This window comes from Desulfobacter postgatei 2ac9, from assembly GCF_000233695.2.
GTDB classification, from domain to species: Bacteria; Desulfobacterota; Desulfobacteria; order Desulfobacterales; family Desulfobacteraceae; genus Desulfobacter; species Desulfobacter postgatei.
This window is the reverse complement of the sequence record NZ_CM001488.1, coordinates 1728937-1753142: the sequence shown is the minus strand read 5'-3', so window position 1 is coordinate 1753142 and position 24206 is coordinate 1728937. Positions and strand designations below refer to the sequence as shown.

Sequence of the window (24206 nt, the reverse complement as noted above, 5' to 3'; positions counted from 1 at the left end):
ACCAATCCCCATCTTCCAGGTGGTTTCAAACGTTTTTATGTCATGCCGGACTATATTTTAATTGGAATTTGATATATAATATAAGTTTGATTTAATTTTTCGTTACAATCTTCAATATTGCTTCAATATTGTATATCATACCAGAAACACTTTATGAACTTATTTGATAACAGAACACAGGATAAGACCTCAGACCAAAGGTATGACGCCCGATCCATAGAGGTGCTCAAGGGCCTTGATCCGGTCAAGCGCAGACCCGGCATGTACACGGACACGTCAAGCCCGGACCACCTGGCCTTTGAGGTTATTGACAACAGTGTGGATGAGGCCATTGCAGGCTTTGCCACACGCATTGATGTCACCCTGACCCAGGACGACAGGATCATTGTATCGGACAACGGCCGGGGAATGCCCGTGGACATCCACCCGGAGGAAGGTATTTCCGGTGTTGAACTGATCATGACCAAGCTGCATGCAGGCGCCAAATTTTCAAACAAGGATTATGCGTTTTCAGGCGGGCTTCATGGGGTCGGCGTCTCTGTGGTCAATGCCTTATCCATTCATCTTCACATTGAGATTTGCCGGAACAGCAAACAGTACACGATTGAATTTCAAAACGGCACTAAAACAAAAGACCTGGAAGAGACCGGCACAGCCGCCAACTCCGGAACCACGCTGGGATTTAAGCCGAACCCGGCCTATTTTGATACGGATCAATTCAACCGGGACGCCATCCGGGCAGCGCTTAAATCCAAGGCCGTTCTGTGCCAGGGCCTGACCACCACCTTTACCCTTGAACAAACCGGTGAAACCGACACCTGGTATTACGACCAGGGCCTGGATCAATATCTTCAAGAGAGGATCAGCAGCGCCGAGACCATTTTCCCGGAACCGTTCACAGGATCTGCCGACAATGATGAATTCCAGGCCGTATGGGCGGTGAACTGGGGGCTGGAAGACCCTCTTGACCTTGAGGAAAGCTATGTCAACCTCATTCCCACAAAACTTGGGGGCACCCATGTCAACGGATTCAGATCAGGCTTGCTGGAGTCAGTCAAAGAGTTCTGCAAATTTCGAAACCTTCTGCCCAAAGGCGTGTTTCTTACCCCCGAGGATATCTGGCAGAATGTGGGATATGTACTGTCCATCAAACTTGTGGAAGCCCAATTTTCAAGTCAGACCAAAGAACGCCTCTCTTCACGCCACTGTGCAAGCCTGGTTAATCTTCAAGTCCGGGACGCTTTCAGCCTGTGGCTGAACCAAAACGTGGCGTTAGGCGAAGCCCTTGCCCTGGCAGCCATTGAAAACGCCAGACGCCGTGAAAGAAAACGCAAAAAAGTCTCCTTGAAAACCCGGACCAGCGGGGCCTCCTTGCCGGCCAAACTGTCGGACTGCTCCAGTGATGACCAAAGACAGCGGGAGCTTTTCTTTGTGGAGGGAGACTCTGCCGGCGGTTCGGCCAAGCAGGCCAGGGACAGACGTTTCCAGGCCATCATGCCCCTGCGGGGAAAAATTTTGAACACCTGGGATTTAACTTCTTCCGCCATCCTTGAATCCAAGGAAATTCAGGATATCTCCCAGGTACTCGGCGTAATCCCCGGATCAAAGGATATCTCCAAACTGCGCTATAACAAATTATGTATCCTGGCCGATGCCGACTCAGACGGCCTGCACATTGCAACCCTGTTGTGCGCACTTTTTCTAAAGCACTTTCCGGAAGTGGTCCGACAAGGCCATGTGTTTGTGGCCATGCCGCCCCTTTACCGGATCGACATGGGAAAAGAGGTATTTTACGCCCTTGATGATTCAGAAAGAAGCGCCATCATCAAACGCCTGAGCCGCAGAAAAAAACCATCAAAAATAAATATCCAGCGTTTCAAGGGGTTAGGGGAAATGAACCCGTCTCAGCTTCGAGAGACCACCATTGCCCCGGACTCCCGGCGTCTAGTCCAGCTGACAATCACCAATGAACCCGGTGCCGGAGAACAAAAAAGTGACTCGGCCCGGGAAAACGATGAATCGCCATCAGCCTCACCTGAAAGCCAAAGGTCCCCTGATTCCCCGAAAACAGATGATTTCCGGACATCAGAAAAAGAGGATGTGTTCCAGGTCATGGATATGCTTTTGAGCAAAAAAAGGGCCAGGGACCGGAAACACTGGATTGAAACCCATGGAATAATCAAAGAGATTTAATACGAATGCCCCAGACCCCGATTTCCAGTGTTGAAGAATTTGAACGAATGCCCTTCCAGGAGTTTACCCAAAACGCATATCTGAACTATTCCATGTATGTCATTCTGGACCGAGCCCTTCCCCATATCGGTGACGGGCTCAAACCTGTCCAGCGCCGAATCATATACTCCATGAGCCAGTTAGGACTTTCCTCCACGGCCAAATTCAAAAAATCAGCCAGAACCGTGGGCGATGTCCTGGGTAAATTTCACCCCCACGGGGATACCGCCTGCTACGAGGCCATGGTCCTGATGGCCCAGCCGTTTTCTTTAAGATACCCCCTGGTGGACGGACAGGGCAACTGGGGTGATCCCAATGACCCCAAATCCTTTGCAGCCATGAGGTATACTGAATCAAGGCTGTCCCGATATGCAAAAATTCTTTTGGATGAACTGGAACAGGGCACGGTGGGCTGGGTTCCCAATTTTGACGGGACCCTGGAAGAACCCTCCCTGATGCCGGCCCGTCTGCCCAATATCCTGCTCAACGGCACAACCGGGATCGCCGTGGGCATGGCCACCTCCATTCCGCCGCATAATTTAAGGGAAGTGGCAAAGGCTTTGATTTGTCTCATTGAAAACGAAAATGCCGACACCCAAGAGTTATGTAAATTCATCAAAGGCCCTGATTTTCCCACACAGGCGGAAATCATAACCCCTGCAAAAGAAATTGGCGATATCTATGAGAAAGGCATGGGGCGTGTAAAAATGCGGGCCCGTTATATCATAGAGGATGGGGAGCTGGTGTTCACCGCCCTTCCCTATCATGCCTCCACTGAAAAAATTTACGAGCAGATCGCAGCCCAGATCAGTGCAAAAAAACTGCCCATGGTGTCGGATCTGCGGGATGAATCCGACCACGAGAACCCCACACGGTTAGTGGTGATGCCACGATCAAACCGTGTGGATCTTAACGTCCTGGCAGACCATCTTTTTGCCACCACGGATCTTGAGAAATCCTTTCCGGTCAACATGAACATGATCGGCCTTGACGGCCGGCCAGGGGTAAAAAATTTAAAAACAATCCTGGACGAATGGCTTGAGTTCAGAAAAGCAACCATTGAAAAAAAATTTCGATTTCGTCTGGAAAAAATTGTCAGCCGACTACATATCCTGGACGGATTTAAAACCGTTTACCTCAACCTTGACCAGGTGATCGAAATCATACGCAGGGCAGATAATCCGGCCAAGGAACTGACGAACGCCTTTAAGCTGTCCGAAATCCAGATCAAGGCCATTTTGGAAATCCGGCTACGCCAGCTTGCCCGAATGGAAGAGATCAAAATCACCGACGAGATGGCCGAACTCTCCAGGGAAAAGGCGCACCTGGACAATCTTTTGAACTCGCCTGATGCATTTAAGGCGTTTATGATCAAAGAAATTGAAGAAGATGCCAAAAACTATGGGGACAAGCGCAGCTCTCCCATCAAAGAACGAAAGGACGCCGAAGCATTCTCGGTTACGGATGTTATCGAAGTGGAGCCTGTAACTATCATCCTCTCCGCCAATGGATGGATACGAACAGCAAAGGGCCACGATATAGATCCTGCCAATGTAAAATTCAGGACCGGAGATCATCTGCTGTGCCATCTGCGCACCCGATCCGACAAACCCATTGTGCTCATCGACACTTCGGGCCGGGCATATACCCTGTTCTCCCATGCCCTTCCCTCGGCCAGGGGAAACGGGGAACCCGTCACAGGCCATCTCACCCTTGCCCAGGATACCAGCATCTGCTATATGATTACCGGCGAAGATGAAGACCTGTTTATCAACGGTGCTGACAATGGTTATGGCTATATCATCAAATTCAGTGATTTTTTTACCAATTTCAAAAACGGAAAGGCAGTGATCACTTTATCCGAAAATGATCTGCCCATAGCCCCACTCCCCATCCCGGATGTGAATTCCGACAGCGTTGCCGCAATCACCACCGGCGGCAGAATGCTGATATTCCCGGTCAACCAGCTGCCGCACCTGAAAAAAGGCAAGGGAAATAAAATAATTCATATTCCGGTTTCCGGCAAAAGCAAAAATCACCCTGAAAAGCTTAAGTTTCTAAAAATATTGCCCTTAAGTTCAAACCTTGTTATATATTCGGGTAAACATCTCTTGCGGCTGACACCAGGCAACCAGCAGGATTACACAAGCACAAGGGGGCGACGGGGAAAGCTGCTTCCCCGTGGATATAGAAATGTTGATGACCTTGAAATTATCCCCACGCGGCCGGCGACAGATGATACTGATTAATGAAAGCATTTTTAACTAAATATTTTATATTTCTGTCCCTCCTTATTGTAACTTTAGGGCTTGTACGATTTTGTGTGCTCATACACCACCAGGAAGTCGGCAGCACCCTGACTACCGTTGAAAAAATACGCAAAAACGGCAAGTTGCGTCTGATTACCAGCAAGGCCATAAACACCTATTATCTGTACAATAACAAACCCGCGGGATTTGAATATGACCTGGCCCTGGAGTTTGCCAAATTCATGAATGTTGAGCTTGATGTCATAACACCCGGCTGGAACAACATGTTCGCGTATCTTAAACAGGGCAAAGGCGATTTTATTGCCGCAGGACTTCCCATTACTGCCCCCCGCCTGGAAGAAGCCGATTTTTCCATCCCTTACATGACCATACAGCAGCATATGATTCACCACAATCTCATCTTTGGCCCCAAGGACATTAAAGATATGGAATCTAAAATTTTTCATGTCCGGCGGGGAACAGCCTATCATGACAGAGTGGCAGAAATAAAAGCTTCGGGCGTCAATCTAAAATACGTACTCCATAATAACATTCCCACCGAAGAGCTCATCGGCATGGTCCATAACAGGGAGATTAAATTCACCATTGCCGATTCCAATATCGCCCTGCTCTGCCGACGTTTTTTTCCGGATATACACATCGGCATTCCCATCCAGGAACGTGAATCTCTGGCCTGGGCGGTCCGGAAAAATGACAGTGAGATGCTTAAACAGATCAACAAATTCTTTCTTTATGCCAACAACACGGGTATCCTGAAACGCATCACAACCAAATATTATGGTAATATGGACAATTTTGACGCCTATGAACTGAAAAAATTTCATGAGCGTATAAAAAAACGGCTGCCTGAATATAAAGACGTAATCAAGGAAGAATCCGCCAAACACGGCTTTGACTGGCACCTGATAGCAGCCGTTGTCTACCAGGAATCCCAATTTGACCCGGATGCAAAGAGTTTTACCAATGTTCGCGGACTGATGCAGGTCACTGAAAACACCGCAAAGGAAATGGGCATCAAAAATCGCCATGACCCTCAACAAAGCATCCGCGCAGGGATCAAATACCTGGCATTGATGTACAAACGATTTAACTATATTAAAGATGAATCCCAGCGGCTTTTGTTTGCTCTGGCAAGTTATAATATCGGATATGGCCACGTCAAAGACGCCATGGGCCTGGCAAAGCAAAAAGGGGACGACCCCAATACCTGGAAAGCACTGGAGGCAGCGCTTCCTCTATTGTGCAAAGCAAAATACTATAACCAAACAAAATACGGATATGCCCGGGGCTGGGAACCGGTTCTTTATGTGGAGCGTATCCAGACATATTTTGATATTCTCAAACAAAAAAAAGCGGCCATAACCCTATAATAAAAAGATATGGCCCGCTTTAAGACATATCCATCTGCAGTGCGCTTAAAATATTTCATTTAAATACATTGCAGATACATATCAAATTTAAACGATTATAATGATAAATGAGATCATGAATGACCAGAAAAATTCTAATTAATGCAGTGGATCCGGAAGAAAACCGTATAGCCATGGTTTTTGACAACAAACTGGATCAATTTCACATTGAAACAACCGCCAAAGCGGCAACCAAAGGTAATATATATAAAGGTATCGTCACCCGGGTGGAACCTAGTCTGCAGGCCGTGTTCGTGGATTACGGCGCAGGGAAAAATGGATTTTTGCAGAAAAATGAAATACACCCGGACTATTTCCAGGAAATCGAAAAAAATGACAGATCCCTGTTCAACTTAATTAAAAAAGGCCAGGAAATGATTGTCCAGGTCGCCAAAGACCCAATTAATCTCAAAGGGGCCATGCTCACCACCTATATTTCGCTTCCCGGGCGCTTTGGCGTACTTATGCCGGGCAACAACACCAGGGGGGTTTCCCGTAAAATTGTTGAGGAAGATGAACGAAAGCGGCTGGTTGGTATTCTCAAGGATCTGACAATTCCTGAAGGATTCGGAATGATTGTAAGAACCGCAGGCAAGGGCGCCACCAAAACCCTTCTGACATCAGACCTTCGATATTTGATGCGCGTATGGAAAAACATCGACAAACTGGCCATGGAAAATCAGGCACCCTGTCTTCTTTATAAGGAACAAAGTCTGGCCGTACGTTCTTTAAGGGACTACTTTACAACAGATATCACAGAGATCCTTATTGACAATCCCGACACCTACAAAGAAGTTCTGAACTTCATTGAGATGATTGCACCCAAACAGAAAAATATTGTCCGGCTGTTTAAAAGTGAAAAACCTATTTTTACAAAATACCAGCTTGAGGAGCAGATATCTTCCATTTATAAAAGAGAGGTGCCCCTTAAATCCGGTGGTTTTCTGGTGATCGAACAGACCGAAGCACTGGTTTCCATTGACGTTAACTCCGGCAAATCTACAAAAAAGAACAGCATTGAAGAGACAGCCTTTCACACCAATCTTGAAGCGGCCGAAGAAGTGGCGCGGCAGTTGAGGCTGCGGGATATGGGCGGGCTCATTGTGGTGGATTTCATTGACATGAAAGAACGCCGCCACAAGGCAGATATCACCAAAACCATGAAAAAATATTTAAAAACCGATAAGGCCAAAACCAAGGTAGGGGGAATCACCGCGTTCGGACTCCTTGAAATGTCCAGGCAAAGGATCCGTCACTCCATCACCTACGGGGCCTATGACACCTGCAAACATTGCAACGGCCGGGGTATGACGCCTTCTGTTGAAATCCAGGCACTGGCGCTGCTGCGACAATTAGCGCTAAAAACTCTGAAAGCGGAACCGGATCAAAAATTTATCTGCCGGGTTCCCGAAGATGTGGCCTACTACATGCTCAATACCAAAAGGGAAGAACTTCTTGAGCTTGAAACAAAACGTCAGGTCGTCATAAATATCGACATAGACCGGACCATGGTATCAGGCCAAAGCAGCATTACTTGATTTGTAAGTCAGGTCAACTTGACAATGTCTGACTTTTTATTGTATCTGAAACAACCTTAGGTGACTTTAGAAAGGAGGGGTTGTGGGTAGTTACAAACAAAAACAACGCCCAATGATGCCGATCATCGCCCTTGCCGTGGTTATTGCATCGGTCCTTATAGTGGTCTGGATTGTTATGGACAGGCAGTCCGGCAATAATGAGCGGACACAAGGAGAAGATTCCGAAGTCACCCAGGATAAGTCCGGGCCCCCAAAAACAGATTTCTTGCCGGGCGCAGTGGTCAAACAGATAAGCAAGCCCGCGGTCATTGATTATAATGAACTTGCAAAAAAAAGTATTACAAAGGACCTGATGGAATACCGCAAAAAGGATCTGGGTGTCAATGACAGTGTGGATCTGATTGTCAAGTCAAATGAATCCTTTACCGTGGGAGGAAATACGGTTTCCATGGAAAACGTGATAGAACAGGCATTTGCCGGAAAAGGCAGGGTGTTTGAAAAGGAACTTGACGAATCCGGTGCCCAAAAACCCCGGGGCTTGACTACCTACGGGGTTTACGTGGTCCAGTCGGGCGACAATATTTGGAACATCCACTTCAGGATGCTTAAAGACTACTATGCCCGTAAAGGTATTCGACTGGGAGAAACCGCTGATGAACCCAAAAGTTCAGGCATGAGTTCGGGTGTCGGCAGAATTTTAAAATTCTCGGAAGCCATGGTGATTATTTATAATCTAAAGGAAAAAAAGGTAACCGCGGATATAAATATTATAGAGCCCTTAAGCAAGGTGGTTATCTACAATATGGATGAGATATTTGCCCTGCTTGAACAAATTGATTTCAACAATGTTGACAGACTCCGGTTTGATGGAAGCAATATCTGGATACCGGTGCATTAGATTACATAGACACTAAAAATTTAATTTACCCTAATTGAAGAAGGAGGAACATGTTGATTAGCACTGCATACGCCATGGGCACCGCCGGTGGACAGGCCGGACAGGCCGGAGGACTGGCCGGTTTTTTACCCATTATTATTCTGTTCGCCATTTTTTACTTCCTGCTCATCAGACCCCAGCAAAAAAAAGCCAAAGAACATAAGGCAATGATCGACAATCTTAAAAAAGGCAACCGGGTTGTAACGTCCGGCGGAATTTTCGGCACAATTGTCTCTATGGACGACACCACCCTCGGTCTTGAGATTGCCGAAAAAGTTAAAATAAAAGTTGCCAGGGCAAACATTGCCGCACTGATCTCAGATAATGAAGCCGCGACAAAACCCAAAGAAAATAATTAACCAAATCCTTCAGGAGTGATGAGATTGAATTTCTTTACCATAAAGCGCGTATTGATTCTGGGGGTCATTGTTGCCGCAATTGTATGCCTGCTTCCCACATTCACCAATACCTGGCCCCATAAAAAAATCAACCTTGGCCTTGACTTGCAGGGCGGTATGCACCTGGTCCTTGAGGTACAAAGTGAAGAAGCGGTTAAGGCCGAGCTTGACCGCACCATCAGCCAGCTCAAACTGGACCTGAAAAACGAAAAAATACAGCATATGGGCATTGACAAGGGACCTGATCATAAAATAATCGCCCAAATATCAGGGGCGGAAAACAGATCCGCTGTGGAAAACCTGTTGTCTGATGAATATGCAGGCCTTGAGATTCCTTCGGTTAAAAATATTGACGGCGGGATTATCTTTACCCTTCGTCTACCTGACAAGGAGGCGGATTCCATCAAAAAAATGGCTACGGAGCAGGCACTGGAAACCATTCGAAACCGTATTGACGAATTTGGCGTCAGCGAACCGGATATCAGAATTCAGAGCGGCAACAGAATTCTCCTGCAGCTGCCGGGCATCAGTGATCCGCAACGCGCCAAAGGTCTGATTGGAAAAACTGCCCAGCTCACATTCCAGCTTGTGGATGAACAGGGAGATATCAATGCCGCGTTAGCCGGCAAGCCACCTGTTGGGGATGAAATTCTTTACCAGGTGAAAAAAAACGCCGATACAGGCCACCAGTCCAGAACGCCATTCCTGATCAAAAAACATGTGGAGCTTGACGGCAGCCATTTAACCAATGCCCGGGTGGAGTTTGACCAGTTCCAGCAGCCCCAGGTGGGTATTGAATTCAGTCGTAAAGGTGCCAGAATTTTTGAAGGGATCACCGGTGCCAATATTAACAAGCGGTTGGCCATTGTCCTGGATAAAAATGTATACTCCGCACCCAATATCCAGGACCGTATTTCCGGCGGAAAAGCTGTGATCACAGGGCATTTTACCATTGAAGAAGCCACTGACCTTGCCATTGCGCTGCGGGCCGGGTCTTTGCCTGCGCCGGTTAAAATCATTGAGGAACGAACAGTTGGCCCCACCCTGGGTAGAGACTCCGTGCGCATGGGTCTGACCTCCATGCTGATTGGCGGTGCCCTGGTTGTTCTTTTCATGCCCATTTATTACAAAGGGGCAGGCCTGGTCGCCGACATTGCCCTGGTTGTGAATATCCTTCTGATCGGTGGCGGACTGGCAATTTTCGGTGCCACTCTGACCTTGCCGGGTATTGCCGGTATCATCCTGACCATTGGTATGGCAGTCGATGCCAATGTTATTATCTTTGAGCGTATCCGGGAGGAACTTCTGGCCGGCCGGTCTCCCAAGGCTGCTGTGAATAGCGGATATGACCGCGCCACGCTGACCATCATGGACGCCAATGTCACCACGTTGATCGCAGCTGCTGTTCTGTTCCAGTTCGGCACAGGTCAGATCAAGGGTTTTGCCATAACCCTGGCTCTTGGTATCGTGGCCAGTCTGTTTACTGCTCTGATCCTGTCCAAGAGCATCCACGATCTGATTCTTGCAAACAAACAATCTGACACATTGAGCATATAAGGAACCTATCATCATGCAGTTTATCAAGCCGGGTACCCATATCGATTTTATGGGAATGCGGAAAATCGTTTTTATTTTTTCCCTGATCCTGATTCTGGCAAGTATCGTCTCCCTGATTATTCATAATGGCCTCAATTACGGAATAGATTTTGCCGGCGGGACCCTGGTACAGGTAAAATTTCCCCAGAAAGTTGATGTTTCCGACATCCGCAAAGGATTGGGCGGAATTGGCCTTAAAGATGTATCTGTCCAGGGATTTGGCGAACAGGAGGAACATGAATACCTGATCCGCACCTCCAGTGATGCCGACGCCCTGGGCAATCAGTTGTCTGACACCGTGTCAAAAGGATTGAAGGGTGCAACCTCCCTTGAACCTGATATCCGGCGTGTGGAGATAGTCGGCCCCCAGGTGGGAAATGACTTAAAGGAAAAAGCGCTTCTGGCGGTTTTCTATTCCCTGCTGCTTATCACCATTTACATATCCGGCCGGTTTGAACAAAAATGGACCATCGCCGGAATCACGGCAGGAGCATTGATGGCTGCAGTTTACTTTTTATCCGTCTTCAACCTGCCCATGCCTTTTTTGATTGCAGCAGCCCTGATTGTCTCGCTGGTGCTGTTCTGGTATCTTCAGCTTCAGTACGCCATTGGTGCCATTGTGGCCCTGATCCACGATGTTACAATCACCGTGGGCGTATTCTCCCTGCTCAACCTTGATTTCTCCCTGCAGATCATTGCAGCCCTTTTAACCATCATCGGGTATTCACTGAACGACACCATTATCGTGTTTGACCGAATCCGGGAAAATATCAAGGGAAATTCAGACCATTCCCTGGTACCGGACCTGTTTAACCGGAGTATCAATGAAACCCTGTCACGGACCATATTGACATCGGGCACCACATTGATTGTCCTGGTGGCACTTTTCCTGCTTGGCGGCGAAATCATTCACAACTTTGCCTTTGCCATGATCATCGGCATTGTGGTGGGCACCTATTCATCCATTTTCATTGCCTCCCCCATTGTGTTTATGGCCCATAGAAAAAAGTAAGGATACCGTCTATGCCCGCCGCATCCAAACAAAATGTTTTAAGGATTGCGCTGCCTTTTCTTATCCTTTTTTTGACAGCTTCCTGCGGGTTGCTGAAAACAGATGAACGGACTGCCGGTCAGGCACAGGGCACCAATGAGACTGTGCCTGAGGCGACATCCGTTCCAATAGATACATCGCTTGACCGGGATATCCGTACCAGGTATCTGGAAGAAAAAGTCAACCGGCTTGAAAATCGGGTTTCACTACTTGAAAAAAAATCCTGTTCACACCCCCAACCATCGCCGCCGCCAACGCAGCCCTACCCCGGGACCCCGGCTAAGCCAAGCCAGCCAGCATCCCCTGCACAAACCGGGGATTTAGACCCTGTAACGCTTTATAAAAAAGCTCGTGCACTGTTCATTGAACATGATATTCCTATGGCCCAGACACTGTTTTCAGATTTTATGAAAAATTTTCCCGACCATGAGCTGGCGGACAACGCCCTGTACTGGCTTGGGGAGTGCATCTACACCACAGGCGATTATGAAACGGCTGCAAACATTTTTAAACGGCTTGTCCAGACCTATCCCAAGGGTCAGAAAGTCCCGGATGCCCTGCTTAAAACCGGATATGCATATATGGCCATCGACGACGCAAGCCAGGCCGATCACTACTTCAAGCAAGTCATCACCCGCTACCCCTTTTCACCGGCAGCAGACAAGGCCGAGCAGAAACTATCCCAAACCCAATAGTTATTTAAATGATGCCCTGTCCGGACACATATCTACCCTGGTTTCTTTTAACGGAACTGCCAGGTCTAAGCCCCCGTTCAATCAAGCACCTGATTCAACATTTTAAAACACCCGAAGCCATTTTAACGGCATCTAAAACACAACTTGTGTCTGTGCCGGATATATCTTCCAGGGCCATAAAAACCCTTCTCGGACACAAAGAATGTGAACCGGAGGCGCAAAAACGCCTTGTCCAGGCCCAGGATGCCGGATACGGGGTTGTGGTGTTAACCGAACCTGAATACCCTGCCCTGCTCAAGGAAATTCCCGATCCCCCTGCCCTCTTATTTTATGACGGTACATTTGATCCCAATGCGCCCTGTATCTCCATTGTGGGATCACGAAATGCGACCCGATACGGCATAGATACGGCCCATTACCTTGCAGGACGCCTTGCGGCTTTTGGGTTTACCATTGTATCCGGCATGGCATTGGGAATTGATACCGCTGCCCACAAAGGTACACTTGAAAATGATACCGGGCAGACACTGGCTGTTCTTGGATCAGGACTTGACCATATCTACCCCAGACACAACCGGCCCTTGTACAGCCGGATCAGAAAACAGGGCGCCGTGATTTCCGAATTTTTTCCGGACACGGCCCCGTTGCCGGCCAATTTCCCCCGGCGCAACAGGATTATTGCAGGTTTGTCCTGCGGCACGGTTGTGGTGGAAGCCGCCCAGAAAAGCGGCTCTCTGATTACGGCTCGATTAGCCGGGGAGTACAACCGCGAGGTATTTGCCGTCCCCGGCAGCATCAAATCCTCCAAAAGCCGGGGAACCCACCACCTGATCAAACAAGGCGCGCATCTCATAGAAAACGAAATGGATATCATTGATGAACTGTCCCAGTTTATCCATGCCGCATATAAAGCGTCTTCATGTGAACCCACAAAAAACAAACCAGCCATGGACAAAATCCAGACCATGGTATATAAACACCTCGATCTTTACCCCGAACATATTGATCATATCACCGCATCAAGCGGTCTGACGAGCGCCCAGGTTTCTGCAGCTCTGCTTGACTTGGAATTGTCAGGGCTTATTGTTCGTCATCCTGGCAATAAATTTTCAATCCTGGAGGAATAAAATTGGCAAAGCCGCTTATTATTGTCGAATCGCCAACCAAAATCAAAACCCTGAAAAAGTATATTGGAAAGGACTATAATGTGGCTGCCAGTGCCGGCCACATCCGCGACCTTCCGGTAAAAAATCTGGGGATTGATGTAGACGACAATTTTAAGGCCCAATATGTCAATATAAAAGACAAATCGAAAATCATCTCCAATCTGAAAAAAACTGCCGGTGACACGGATGAAATATTCCTTGCCCCTGACCCTGACCGTGAAGGGGAAGCCATAGCCTTTCATATCATGGAAATTCTGAAAAAAAAGGACCGCAAATTTCACCGGGTCCTTATCCATGAATTAACAAAAAAAGGGATTACCGAGGCACTTTCCCATCCAACGCAACCGGATGCGGACAAGTATGACGCCCAGCAGGCCAGAAGAAAGCTGGACCGGCTTGTGGGCTACCAGATATCACCGCTTTTGTGGCAAAAAGTCCAAAGGGGACTGAGTGCCGGCCGGGTTCAGTCCGTGGCCGTAAAAATCATCTGTGACAGGGAGCGGGAAATCCGGGCGTTTAAGCCCGAGGAGTACTGGACCATTACGGCGGATCTTGAGGCGGCAAATCCGCCTGTTTTTAATGCGGCGTTGATAAAAATATCCGGAAAAAAAGCCAAGGTCACCAACGGAGAACAGGCCCATGCCATTGTGGCAGACCTTGAAAAGGCCCGGTTCATTGTCCTGGAGATCAAAAACAAAACCATCAAACGCAATCCGTTACCGCCTTTTATCACCAGTAAACTCCAGCAGGATGCCATTAACCGGCTGCGGTTCTCCGCCAAAAAAACCATGGTTGTGGCCCAGCAGCTCTATGAAGGCATTGAGATCGGCAGCGGTGGTCCCGAGGGTCTGATTACTTACATGCGTACAGACTCCACCCGTATTGCCCCGGAAGCTGCCCAGGAAGCTTTAGACCTGATCCGCCACTCCTTTGGAGATGCGTATGCCCTGGATGCACCCAGATTCTTTAAAAATAAGAACAAGGCCCAGGATGCCCACGAAGCCATCCGCCCCACATCGGTTTACAACACCCCGCAAAAACTGCAATCCTTTCTGTCTCCGGACCAGTTCAAACTCTATGATCTGATATGGAAACGGTTTGTGGCCTCCCAGATGGCCCAGGCCCTGATCGACCAGAAATCCATTCTGATTGAAGCAACAGCCAAGTACCTGTTTTCCGTTTCCGGATCTACAACCCGGTTCGACGGATTTATGCGATTGTATGAAACCCAGGAGAAATATGAAACCCAGGAAAAAAAGAGTGAAACAGATATCCAGTCCCTGCCGCCGGTGGAACCTAAAGAACAGCTGATAACCCGGAAGATCAATCCTGACCAGCATTTTACCAAACCACCGCCCAGGTTTTCTGAAGCATCCCTTGTCAAGGAGCTTGAAAAAAACGGGATCGGCAGGCCGTCCACCTATGCCTCCATCATAGCCGTTATCCAGGATAAAGGATATGTGGATCTGATCAACCGGTACTTTACCCCAAGCGAGCTTGGCTTTATCGTCAATGATCTTCTAGTCGGTGCCTTTCCCAATCTTTTAGACATCTCATTCACGGCCCAGATGGAGACCAATCTTGATGATGTGGAACAGGGGAAACTCAATGAAGTAGATCTGTTAAAAACTTTTTATTCTGAGTTTAAAAACACCCTGGATAACGCCAAAGACAATATGGTTTCCGTTAAAGGCGTAGGCATTGAAACGGATATCAAATGCCCTTTATGCGGAAAACCCGTTAATATCAAAATCGGCAAAAACGGCCATTTCCTGGCCTGTACCGGCTATCCCGAGTGCAGCTTTACCAGTAATTACACAAGGGATGAAAAAGGCAATATTGAAATTGTTGAAAAAATCCAGGACAGCGAACCGGTCAAAGACTGCCCTGAATGCGGCAAACCCATGGTGCTCAAAGACGGCCGATTTGGATTGTTTGTGGCCTGTACAGGATATCCCGAATGCAAACACACGGAATCCCTGGCCCAGGAGAATTCAAGCAAAGATACAGGCGTCCCCTGCCCTGAAAAAGGGTGCAACGGCACCATTGTGGAAAAACACTCAAAACGGGGAAAAATATTCTACGGGTGTTCCAAATATCCGGATTGTACATTTGCCACCTGGGACAAACCTGTCAATGAAAGCTGCCCGGAGTGCGGCAGCCCCTATCTATTGGAAAAAGAGACAAAACGGGACGGTAAAATCCTGAAATGCCCGAACCGTTCATGCGGATTTAAAAAGGGCATTTTGCCTGTTTCGGAAAAATAATTCGCCTGTTTTTTCACCACGAAGCGTCAAGATCTGCCCATAGACATCCTTTTGAGCAGATTATCCAGGTGATTGCGGACATAGGGTGTCATCTCGGAAAAACAGATCCCGATCCCGTCCGAATCTATTCTGGCCACAGTGCCGTTAAGCTTAAAAGGTTTGGCCTGGCCGGGCAGGGAAAAGACGATCTTTACCGATGTTCCGATATCAGGAGTCATTCTGGATTTAATAAACACACCGGAAGCACTCATGTTCCTGGAATTAGACTGTATAACTTTATCACCGATCAGAACATCCATTTCAATGAATTTATTCACCCGGGGATATGTTCTGGGCTCCTTTATATTGTTAATACACGCCAGAAGATCGGGATACGATCTGGATTCCTTGATATTGTTAATACACGCCAGAACATCCTTTTGAAGATCCTCGGTCAAAAAACGGATTTCCGATATTATCTTATCCAGAAGTGTTTTGTCTTCGGGAAAGCTATCCGTCACTTTTTAACTCCTTGTCTTTATAATTAATCATAATTGCTTGTTTCAGATCCTGTGCGGTAAGGATACCATTGTGTTTAAGCCCTAAAACCCGAGCCGCTTTTTTTACGGCGCCGACAAAAGAGCCCCCGGACTGTCTCAGGTCTTTGAGCGCATATGCGCCTCTTGACTTTGACAACTTTTCGCCATTATCCCCCAAAACAAGTCCATGGTGAATAAACCGGCATGCCGGAAATGAAGAGAAACCAAAACACCGGGCAAGATAAATCTGGGCAGCAGTGGAAAAAAGCAGGTCCCGCCCCCGGACTATAAAATTAATACACCCGTCTTCATCTTCCACAAGGCTTGCCAGATGATAACTGGGTTGATCATCCTTGCGCCAGAGGACAAAATCACCACATGTGTTGACCAGATCAATGTGCTGATTGTTTACCTGAATGCAGGCATCATTGTTTACCCTTAACCGGACAGCAGTAGACCCTGGTTCAAATGCAAGACCGGCATTTCGGCATGTGCCCGGATACAACCCATTTTGAGATACTTTTTTGATGGATGCCCGGCTGCATCGGCACACAAAGGTTTTTAGCCTCATTTTATCAAGCGCCTGTAACCTGCCCCGGTAATATTCCTTTTTTTTCTGCAAAGAAAAGTTTTTATAAAAATCATCCGGGCCCGCGGGTCCTGTATCCCAGTCCACCCCCAGCCAATCAAGGCTGGTAAAAATGTCTTCCAGCACATCGGGCCTGAAACGGATACCGTCCATATCATCAATGCGCAGATGAAGGCGCCCTTTACGGCTTCTGACAATGGCCCAGGTCACCAAAAAATTTACGGCATTGCCAAGGTGCAAAAAGCCGCTGGGGGTTGGCGCCAGGCGTGAGACCGGATTGATCGGCACAGTGGAAACACACAGAGGCGAACTGTTTTCAAAAATTATGGATTTTTCCTGCACTGCGTTTGACCTTTTTCAAAAGAAGGCCTATTTCATGGTAACCACCGGGCAGGGGGCATTGAGAACCACGGCCTGGGCTGTGGAACCCAGCAGCAGTTTTCCCACCTTGGTTCTGTTTTTCACACCGATAATGATTTCGTCTGCCTGGGTTTCCTTGGCAAAATTAATCAGATCATCCCCGGGGGCAATGCCGCGAATCAATAAATGAATTTCACAGGGAATATTTTTCTTGTCAAAATGGGTTTTGGCCTTTTCCAGCCCGGCTTGCGTATCACTGATCAGATCCTGATCCTTTTCCATACCCTGGGTCATTATGGTAACGATCAATACTGTTGCATTAAAAAGTTGAGCCCGTTTCAATGCAAGTTCAAGAAGATTTTCCGCCTGGTTTGTGCCACGTTTATAGCCCACTATAAGTTTCATCTACCATTCCTTAAATTTGTGCATATTTAATTGTTTAAAGAGTCTATCCTAAATTGACTTTAGGAACAATCCCATCCTTTAAAACCGAATTAAAAAGTATAGCCCATGGAAAAATAAAAACACCCCTTGCTTTCATCAGCCCGGGGATCCAATTTCCAGCCATACAGAAGACTTATGGGACCCACCGGTGTCTGACGGCGCAGACCAATACCGACACTGCTTCTGAATGATTCCGAAATATCCGGTTCCTGGATTTCGGTCAAGGCGCCGGTGTCAAAAAACAGGGCAAACTCATAATTTAAACCCAGATCATATCGGGCTTCCACAGAACCGAGCATCATGGACCGCCCCCCCACGGAACTATCGTCCTCATCATACTGCAGCATATTCTCATCAAACCCTCTCACGGTTGACGCGCCACCCAGAAAATAGAGCTGGTCGTCGGAAATATTAGAATTGCTTCCGTAAGTATTCATGTATCCGTACCGGCCTCTGATGGCGATAACCAGGTCGTCGCTGACCGAAAAATAATACCGCAGCTCCAGGCCGTATCTGTAAAAGTCATCCATACTGGAATCAGTACCTTTGAACACATCAAAGGTTGTGGATGCAAACAACCCGTTGCGGGGGCGGACAAAAGAATCTGTGGTGCGCCAGGTAAGACCTGTATTAACCTGGCCGACATGGCGAATCCGGTAATCGTCCTTTTCATCATCATCAAGCTCGCGATCCACCCTTAAATACTGGTCCCGGTATTCATAGCCCCCGCCTAAGGAAAAGCTGATCTTCTTATTGTTTAAATTGCGCAGAAAAGTCTGGGACAGGCCCCGGATTTTGATGCCGTAGTCCTTGTTGAACCCCTCATTTTCTTCTGTATAGACCTTGCTTTTGGAGATGAAGCGGGTAGAAAGAAACCTGGGTTCAGTTAAGGAAACATCCATGCCGTAACCCACCTGGCTCAGCTCTAAACCGGCTTCGGCATTCAGGTTATGGCCCCAAAAATTCTTATCCCCGATGCCGGTTTCCATGTACAGATGCCGGGAGGTATCATATCCGCCAGCCAGTTCGACATAATAGGGGTTTTTTTCAGATATCTCCACAATCAGGTCAGCCAGGCGCTGCCGGCTTTTAATGCCTATACTTCTGATTCTGACGGCATCCACGGCATTGAGGTCCTGGATCTTCCTGCGCGAGTCCACAATCTTGAGCATAGAAAACGGGTCTCCCGGGGCGACCGCCATTTCATCTTCAAGCTCTTCCTGTTTTATCCGCACCTCTCCGGCATAAAAAATCTTGCCCACCACCACCCTGGGGCCCTGGTCCACATGATAGGTGATCCGAATCCGGGTTTCGTCCTTTGATAACTTGGTCTCCGCTTTTACCTGGACATGGGGGTAGCCCTTTTCTGATACGGCCTGCTTCAGCACTGAAATATCGTCATCAATCACTGTACTATTATACCAGAACCCCTGTTTTATGGCCATGTCATGGGTGGCCTCTTCCAAAGAAATGGCGGAAAGCCCCTGGATATCAATCTGTTCAACCTTTGTTCTAGGTCCTTCCTTTATGATGATTTCAACGGCAACCTGTTTTTCGTTCTTGTCCGGGGCATCACTGATCTTAACTTTTTTCTTTAGCTTGATTTTTGTAAACCCTTGGGTCAAATAGAACGCCTTAACCGCTTTGATGTCGTCGTCCAGTTCCGTCTCATTGAAAACGCCTTTTTCCCGGGTCAGAATATTTTTTTCAAGCACCTTTAAATCCAGGGTGTCTGCACCACTGATTTTAAATTCAGACACCTTATACCTCAACCCTTCATCTATAACGATATTGACCTGCCGCACCCCCTGGGGGTGTGAATTATCTTTCTCTTCTTTTTTTTCGTCTTTAACCTTTACATCGGGAAACCCTTTTACTTCATAGCGCTTCCTGATACTTCTCATACTTTTTTTCAGGGCAAAATCATTTTTGTTCCCGGTCTCTTTGAGCAAGAGATCTTTTTCCAAAGTCCATGTGTAGAAGGCATCATTACCCTGAATATCAATTTGATACAGCGGGCCTTCTTCAATGGTAAAGATAACATCCACCGCGTCACTGCCCTCAACAGGCAAAGTTTTTGCCGTCACTTGAACATCTGCATACCCTTTCTTCCGATAAAGTTTGGTAATTTTCTTGATATCATCCTTCATCTTTTTGTCTGTAAACCGGTTACCTTGCCAGGGCAAAATGGATGTCCGCCAGGTCTTGCTCACCACTTTAAGACGGTGCCGGCCGGTATGATCATTGCCTTTAAACACAACCTTGCGAATATTGTGAAACGGACCCTTGTCAATATCCACATCAATAACGTATTTATCACCCTGTTTTACGGCAGATATATTAACCTTTGGCGCATAAAACCCATGGCGCTTGAAAAGTTTTTCCACCCGCTCGGTTTGCTCCGCCATCTTGGATTCCTGATAAACACCCCCGGACTTGATGGTCATTGCGTTCAGCACTTCCTGCTCAAACACGGGAAAGGCGTTTTTAATATGAATATTCCGTATCCTGAAAAATGGAGTCAATTCAAAGAAGAGCACCATACCCCGTGCCGTCTTTTCAGGATCCGGGACATGGATGATTTCAAAAAGCTGGGCTTCTGTTAATGTCTTGACGGCACGATCTATGGCTTCGATGGAATATTCATCACCGATGTTTACGGGAATAAAACTTGAAGCAATGGAGCGCCAGAGCGCCTGTTTGTCAGACGGACAATGAACCGTAATATTAATATCCGCCACCCTGTCGGCATCTGCCGCAGACACAGGCGCAGACACACCCAAAAGAAGACAGGCCGCAAAAACAAAAAAGCAAAAAACAGTGTTTGAACGCATCTTCACCTAAACTCCAGCCTGTATCTCAACTCACCGCCCAACTTGCCGCTGGTGTCCTGAAAACTGCTTAACAGCAGGTGTTCCAGAAGTTTGTAATAGGTCGTAACCGTCTGTACGGTCCCTCCGTCACTGATATCTATGCCGTAGGAGACACTGAGCTGACGGGAAAGATCTGCACCGAAACCGACATGCACACTGGTTTGGTCACCCTCATGATCCATGCTGAAACTGACGTCGCTTAACCCGGTGGTATCCTTTATTTTTTCACTTAAAGAATCCAATATCATCTTGGCAATGACCGCAGTGGACATTGAACCGTCGTCACTATCTGCACCGATTTCTTCCGTGGTTTTGCCAAATGCAATCAGGGAAAGAATGTCTGCATCCGTGGCATCAGGATCTGAAGAGAAATTGAGCGCCAGATCATCCGGCGTTCCGCTCACTGACAGGGTAATGGTATAGTCTGAAATCGTAGTTTTACTGACAAGGGTAATCTCGGGTTCAATTTTATAGGGGTTAATAAAATCAATGGATCCTTCTGTGATTTCAAACTCAGCTTCCTGGAAATTAATAACGCCCTCATCCACGACGGCCCGGCCATCCAGGGACGGCGCATACAGGGTTCCCCTGACACTGAGATTGGGGCTGATGGTCATGGTCGCCAGATTGTTGTCCACGGCAATGGCCTCCCTGCGGGTGACATAAATATTGAGCCCAATGGTTTTTAAAAAATCAGGTCCGGGTTCCCGTACTTTGGGGCGGGATTTTTGGGTTGTATGGGCCGCGATGCTTATCAGACTCAAATCCACATTCTTGTAATAGGTCCCTTCAAAGATGTCTATCGGACCTGTGATCTCTGAATTATCCATGGTGCCGGCCCAGGTCAGTTGACTGTTCAACGTCATCTCCAGGGTATCCGGGAGATCCACAGGAACCTGAACGGCGTCAAGATTCAGTTTAAACTTATCCGGCATGCCGTTTTTCAATTCGGCATGCCCGGCCAGGGTTATTTTACCATCGCCAAGATTAGCCGTGACATCCAGAATGTCAACTGCATCAGGGGTCAGTAAAATGTGGCCGGAAATTTTCTGCAAAGGCTCGTCCAACGCTTCAAGGTCCAGGGTCACGTTTGAAAATTCAACACTGCCCTTGAGATCAGGAGAAGCAGCGTTGCCTTTGGCTTGCAACGAAATCAGAAGATCCCCTTCTGCGGAATTTATCCCGTCTGTCAGGGGAACCAGTATAGAGACGGGCAGGCTGCCGGAGAGCTCTGCAGCCAGATCCCCTTTAATATCACCGGCGGCAGACAGGGTCAGCTGGCCCTTGTCCATGATACGGACCGGCACCGGATCAATCTTGAACCGGCCATCCTTGAGCAGGGCTGCGGCATTCTCAATGACAATCAACATCTGTCCCTGTTTGGCCAGTGCCAGCCGGGAGATATGAACAGATGCCTGCAGCGCGTCAGGGTTATCCAAAGGCCCGTTCACCTCTATGGCGGCATCGGCATTCGCCACCATGTCCGGGGCATTGGGAAGGCGCAGATCCACCGTTGTAATGTGCCCTGAAATATCCGGGGCAAGCAGACTGCCCCTGGCGGAAATATCCATGCCCAGGCGGCCCGAAGCAAGGGCAGCATCCGCAGCCGGGTCAATGGACTTAAGGTCGGTTTCAGGGATCACGGCCCGGATATCAAGGGTTTTGTCCGCTACATTGACCTGCCCGGTAATGTCCAACTGCGCTTTATTCTTCCGGAGGCGTGCCTGTTCAAAGGTCAGTATATTGTTGACCAGCTTAAGCTGTGCCTGGACGTTGTCCAGGGCATATGTTTGAAAGCCCGGATTCTCTCCTGAAAGCAGGACCATAATCTGCGGATTTTCCAGAGACCCGGTTCCGGTCACTTTACCGGAAAAATTGCCCCTGGCGCCCAGATCCGGCACCAGGTCGTCGAGTTCAAGCCGGTTAAACTCCACGGTCAGGCCCAGGGCATGCTCCCGGCCCTTTTTCCCACCCAACGCCAGGGTGCCCCGGGCATTGAGCGTCCCCTGCCTGCGTTTGAGGGTCAGATCCTGAACCTGGAGCACCCCCTTGTCCATTCGGGCCTTGCAAAGCACCTGATCGGCAGTGAACCTGTTTGAAGATAGATTGCCGGCAGTAATATCCAGGGTCAGATCCGGTGCGCTCAAAGCACCCTTAACAGCCACATGCACACCGGCACTGCCCGAAGCCTTTTGTCCCACAAGGCTCAGGGGAACGGATATGTCCGCCACATCCAGATCCAGATTTGCGGTCATTGTCATGGTCCGGGGATCAAACCCCGGCATGTTCAGCCGCAAAGCACCTGCACCGGTCATGCCGGGTCCGTCCAGGGTCAGGCCGGTAAGCGTCAGAGAATCCTTTTCCAGTTTGGCACCAGCCTTGAACTTCACCTTTGCCGGTCCGGACATCCCGGGCACGATCAGGTCACGGACCGTAACATCCAGATCTGCACGGGCAGACATCTGTCCGGGTGTTACACCCTGGCCCTGGACCCGGACCCGGGCCGCAACTTTCCCCTTTGGGGTGTTTTCTCCCAATTCAAGGGCATTCAGTGCCAGGCTGTCCGGATTAAGCAAAAAGGTATAGGCCAGGCTGTCCAGGCCGGCCATGGGGCCGGCAAACCCCTCTGGAAAAATTTTCGACAGATCCACATTTCCGCCGAAAGGTATGGTCCCGGCCGGCAGATCTATCCGGCACCCTTTAAGGGTCACATGCCGGTCCTCAAGCCCGGCGTAAACAGTTATGCCTGATATGGCCGTGTTGTTTATACTGCCCCGGCCAAATTCAACCTGAACTACGGCCCGGGGATTGTCGATACCGCCTTTAATGGTCAGATTGACCCGGCCGTTTCCCCGGACCAGATCCTCGGGTAGGCCCAGAGTCTTTGCGGCCAAAGGCGTTTCCACATCAAGGGTGGCAGTCAAATCCGGCGTCACTGCCCCCAAAAGTCCTGCAACAGATCCTTTGGCATTGAATCCAATACCCGGCATCCGGGCTTTAATATCAATATCTGAAACTTTGTCCTTGTCAATTCGGGCCTGGAGATCAAAGGAGTCAAGGGTAAAATCCCGCTCCCCAAATCCCAGATGCCCCCCGGCCAGGGTCACTTTAGCCGAAGCACAAAGGTCTGCCAGTTTAAATCCAGTCACCTCAACGGACAAATCTGCAATATCCGTATTAAATTGAGGGGTCGTGACTTTTATCCGAGCCTGATTCACCGTGAATTCACGAACCCAAAAATCAACTCCCGGGAATTTGGCAGCATCGGAAGCGCCGGTATCCGATGACGCCCCGGTGTCAGAAACCAGGGCCGACAAAATGTCGACCTCCCCCTGCGCCGACATGCCGATATCAAGAACAGGCTTGTCAATCAGGATTTGGTTTAATTCAATTTTGTGCCGGGTCAACGCGGACCAGTCAACCCTGGCTTCCACCAGGGAGATGCCGGCCACTTCCTTGCCGGAAGCATCCTTAAGGTGAATCCCGGAAATCTGAACCCTGCCCTCTCGAAGACCTAAACGAAACTGTTCCCATGACAGGGTACCGGGAATCACCTTATTGACCTGGTTTTGAATAAAGGCCTGGACCGGCTGGGTTTCAATGAAAAAAAGACCGCCTGCAACCATCCCGGCCACAAGGCAAACGCCCAGTAAGCATGTAAAAAAAATGACCCGGAACCAGCATCTTTGGAAAAATCTGCCGGAACTGCGGGGTGTTTTGGGAGGGGCTTGAAAATCTGTGGAGGCTGTCATATTGCCTATGCGATTAGGGTTTATCTATATTTTATTAGGTTGTAGGCCATGAACCAGGTCATGTCAAGATTTCTTCAATGGGCAGCAATTGCTTGCCGTGACGAACGGTTA

General features: G+C 48.4%; 16 protein-coding genes. 11 read left to right on the top strand and 5 right to left on the bottom strand.

The window, feature by feature from the left end; all coding sequences use genetic code 11:
- Positions 1–153 precede the first annotated feature (153 nt).
- From parE to topA, 11 genes are all read left to right on the top strand, one after another.
- Positions 154–2193 carry a DNA topoisomerase IV subunit B gene (parE, locus tag DESPODRAFT_RS08010; RefSeq protein ID WP_004072723.1) on the top strand — a complete coding sequence of 680 codons (2040 nt, stop codon included), beginning with the start codon at positions 154–156 and terminating at the stop codon, positions 2191–2193.
- A gap of 5 nt (positions 2194–2198) precedes the next feature.
- A complete protein-coding gene (gene parC / locus DESPODRAFT_RS08005) occupies positions 2199–4481 on the top strand; it encodes a DNA topoisomerase IV subunit A (RefSeq protein WP_004072721.1) in 2283 nt (760 codons plus the stop codon).
- A complete protein-coding gene (gene mltF, locus DESPODRAFT_RS08000) occupies positions 4481–5872 on the top strand; it encodes a membrane-bound lytic murein transglycosylase MltF (RefSeq protein WP_004072720.1) in 1392 nt (463 codons plus the stop codon). Before parC ends, mltF begins: the two co-directional genes overlap by 1 nt.
- A 119-nt stretch (positions 5873–5991) precedes the next feature.
- A complete protein-coding gene (locus DESPODRAFT_RS07995) occupies positions 5992–7449 on the top strand; it encodes an Rne/Rng family ribonuclease (protein WP_004072719.1) in 1458 nt (485 codons plus the stop codon).
- 82 nt (positions 7450–7531) lie between these two features.
- A complete protein-coding gene (locus DESPODRAFT_RS07990; protein WP_004072718.1) occupies positions 7532–8347 on the top strand; it encodes a hypothetical protein in 816 nt (271 codons plus the stop codon).
- A 50-nt stretch (positions 8348–8397) separates the two neighbouring features.
- Positions 8398–8745 (top strand): preprotein translocase subunit YajC, encoded by a 348-nt coding sequence (gene yajC / locus DESPODRAFT_RS07985; RefSeq protein WP_004072717.1) that lies wholly within the window; start codon positions 8398–8400, stop codon positions 8743–8745.
- A gap of 24 nt (positions 8746–8769) precedes the next feature.
- Entirely contained in the window at positions 8770–10341 is a 1572-nt protein-coding gene (gene secD, locus DESPODRAFT_RS07980; protein ID WP_004072716.1) for a protein translocase subunit SecD, read from the top strand.
- A 13-nt stretch (positions 10342–10354) separates the two neighbouring features.
- Positions 10355–11392: a protein translocase subunit SecF gene (gene secF, locus DESPODRAFT_RS07975; protein WP_004072715.1), complete on the top strand. Its 1038-nt coding sequence runs from the start codon at positions 10355–10357 to the stop codon at positions 11390–11392.
- A gap of 11 nt (positions 11393–11403) precedes the next feature.
- A complete protein-coding gene (gene ybgF / locus DESPODRAFT_RS18615) occupies positions 11404–12126 on the top strand; it encodes a tol-pal system protein YbgF (RefSeq protein WP_004072713.1) in 723 nt (240 codons plus the stop codon).
- An 8-nt stretch (positions 12127–12134) separates the two neighbouring features.
- The gene (gene dprA / locus DESPODRAFT_RS07965) at positions 12135–13253 is read left to right on the top strand and encodes a DNA-processing protein DprA (protein WP_004072707.1); all 1119 of its coding nucleotides are present in this window, start codon (positions 12135–12137) and stop codon (positions 13251–13253) included.
- Positions 13254–13255: 2 nt separating this feature from the next.
- Positions 13256–15559: a type I DNA topoisomerase gene (gene topA / locus DESPODRAFT_RS07960; RefSeq protein ID WP_004072698.1), complete on the top strand. Its 2304-nt coding sequence runs from the start codon at positions 13256–13258 to the stop codon at positions 15557–15559.
- A 26-nt stretch (positions 15560–15585) separates the two neighbouring features.
- Here topA and DESPODRAFT_RS07955 read toward each other — a convergent pair whose 3' ends face one another.
- From DESPODRAFT_RS07955 to DESPODRAFT_RS07935, 5 genes are all read right to left on the bottom strand, one after another.
- On the bottom strand, positions 15586–16059 hold the full coding sequence (locus DESPODRAFT_RS07955; RefSeq protein ID WP_004072697.1) for a PilZ domain-containing protein: 474 nt from the start codon (positions 16057–16059) through the stop codon (positions 15586–15588).
- The gene (locus DESPODRAFT_RS07950; protein ID WP_004072695.1) at positions 16049–17008 is read right to left on the bottom strand and encodes a tRNA glutamyl-Q synthetase; all 960 of its coding nucleotides are present in this window, start codon (positions 17006–17008) and stop codon (positions 16049–16051) included. Before DESPODRAFT_RS07950 ends, DESPODRAFT_RS07955 begins: the two co-directional genes overlap by 11 nt.
- A 27-nt stretch (positions 17009–17035) precedes the next feature.
- Positions 17036–17431 carry a universal stress protein gene (locus DESPODRAFT_RS07945; RefSeq protein WP_004072693.1) on the bottom strand — a complete coding sequence of 132 codons (396 nt, stop codon included), beginning with the start codon at positions 17429–17431 and terminating at the stop codon, positions 17036–17038.
- An 89-nt stretch (positions 17432–17520) separates the two neighbouring features.
- Positions 17521–20304: an outer membrane protein assembly factor BamA gene (gene bamA, locus DESPODRAFT_RS07940; RefSeq protein WP_004072692.1), complete on the bottom strand. Its 2784-nt coding sequence runs from the start codon at positions 20302–20304 to the stop codon at positions 17521–17523.
- A 2-nt stretch (positions 20305–20306) separates the two neighbouring features.
- Entirely contained in the window at positions 20307–23969 is a 3663-nt protein-coding gene (locus tag DESPODRAFT_RS07935; RefSeq protein WP_245532068.1) for a translocation/assembly module TamB domain-containing protein, read from the bottom strand.
- Positions 23970–24206 lie beyond the last annotated feature (237 nt).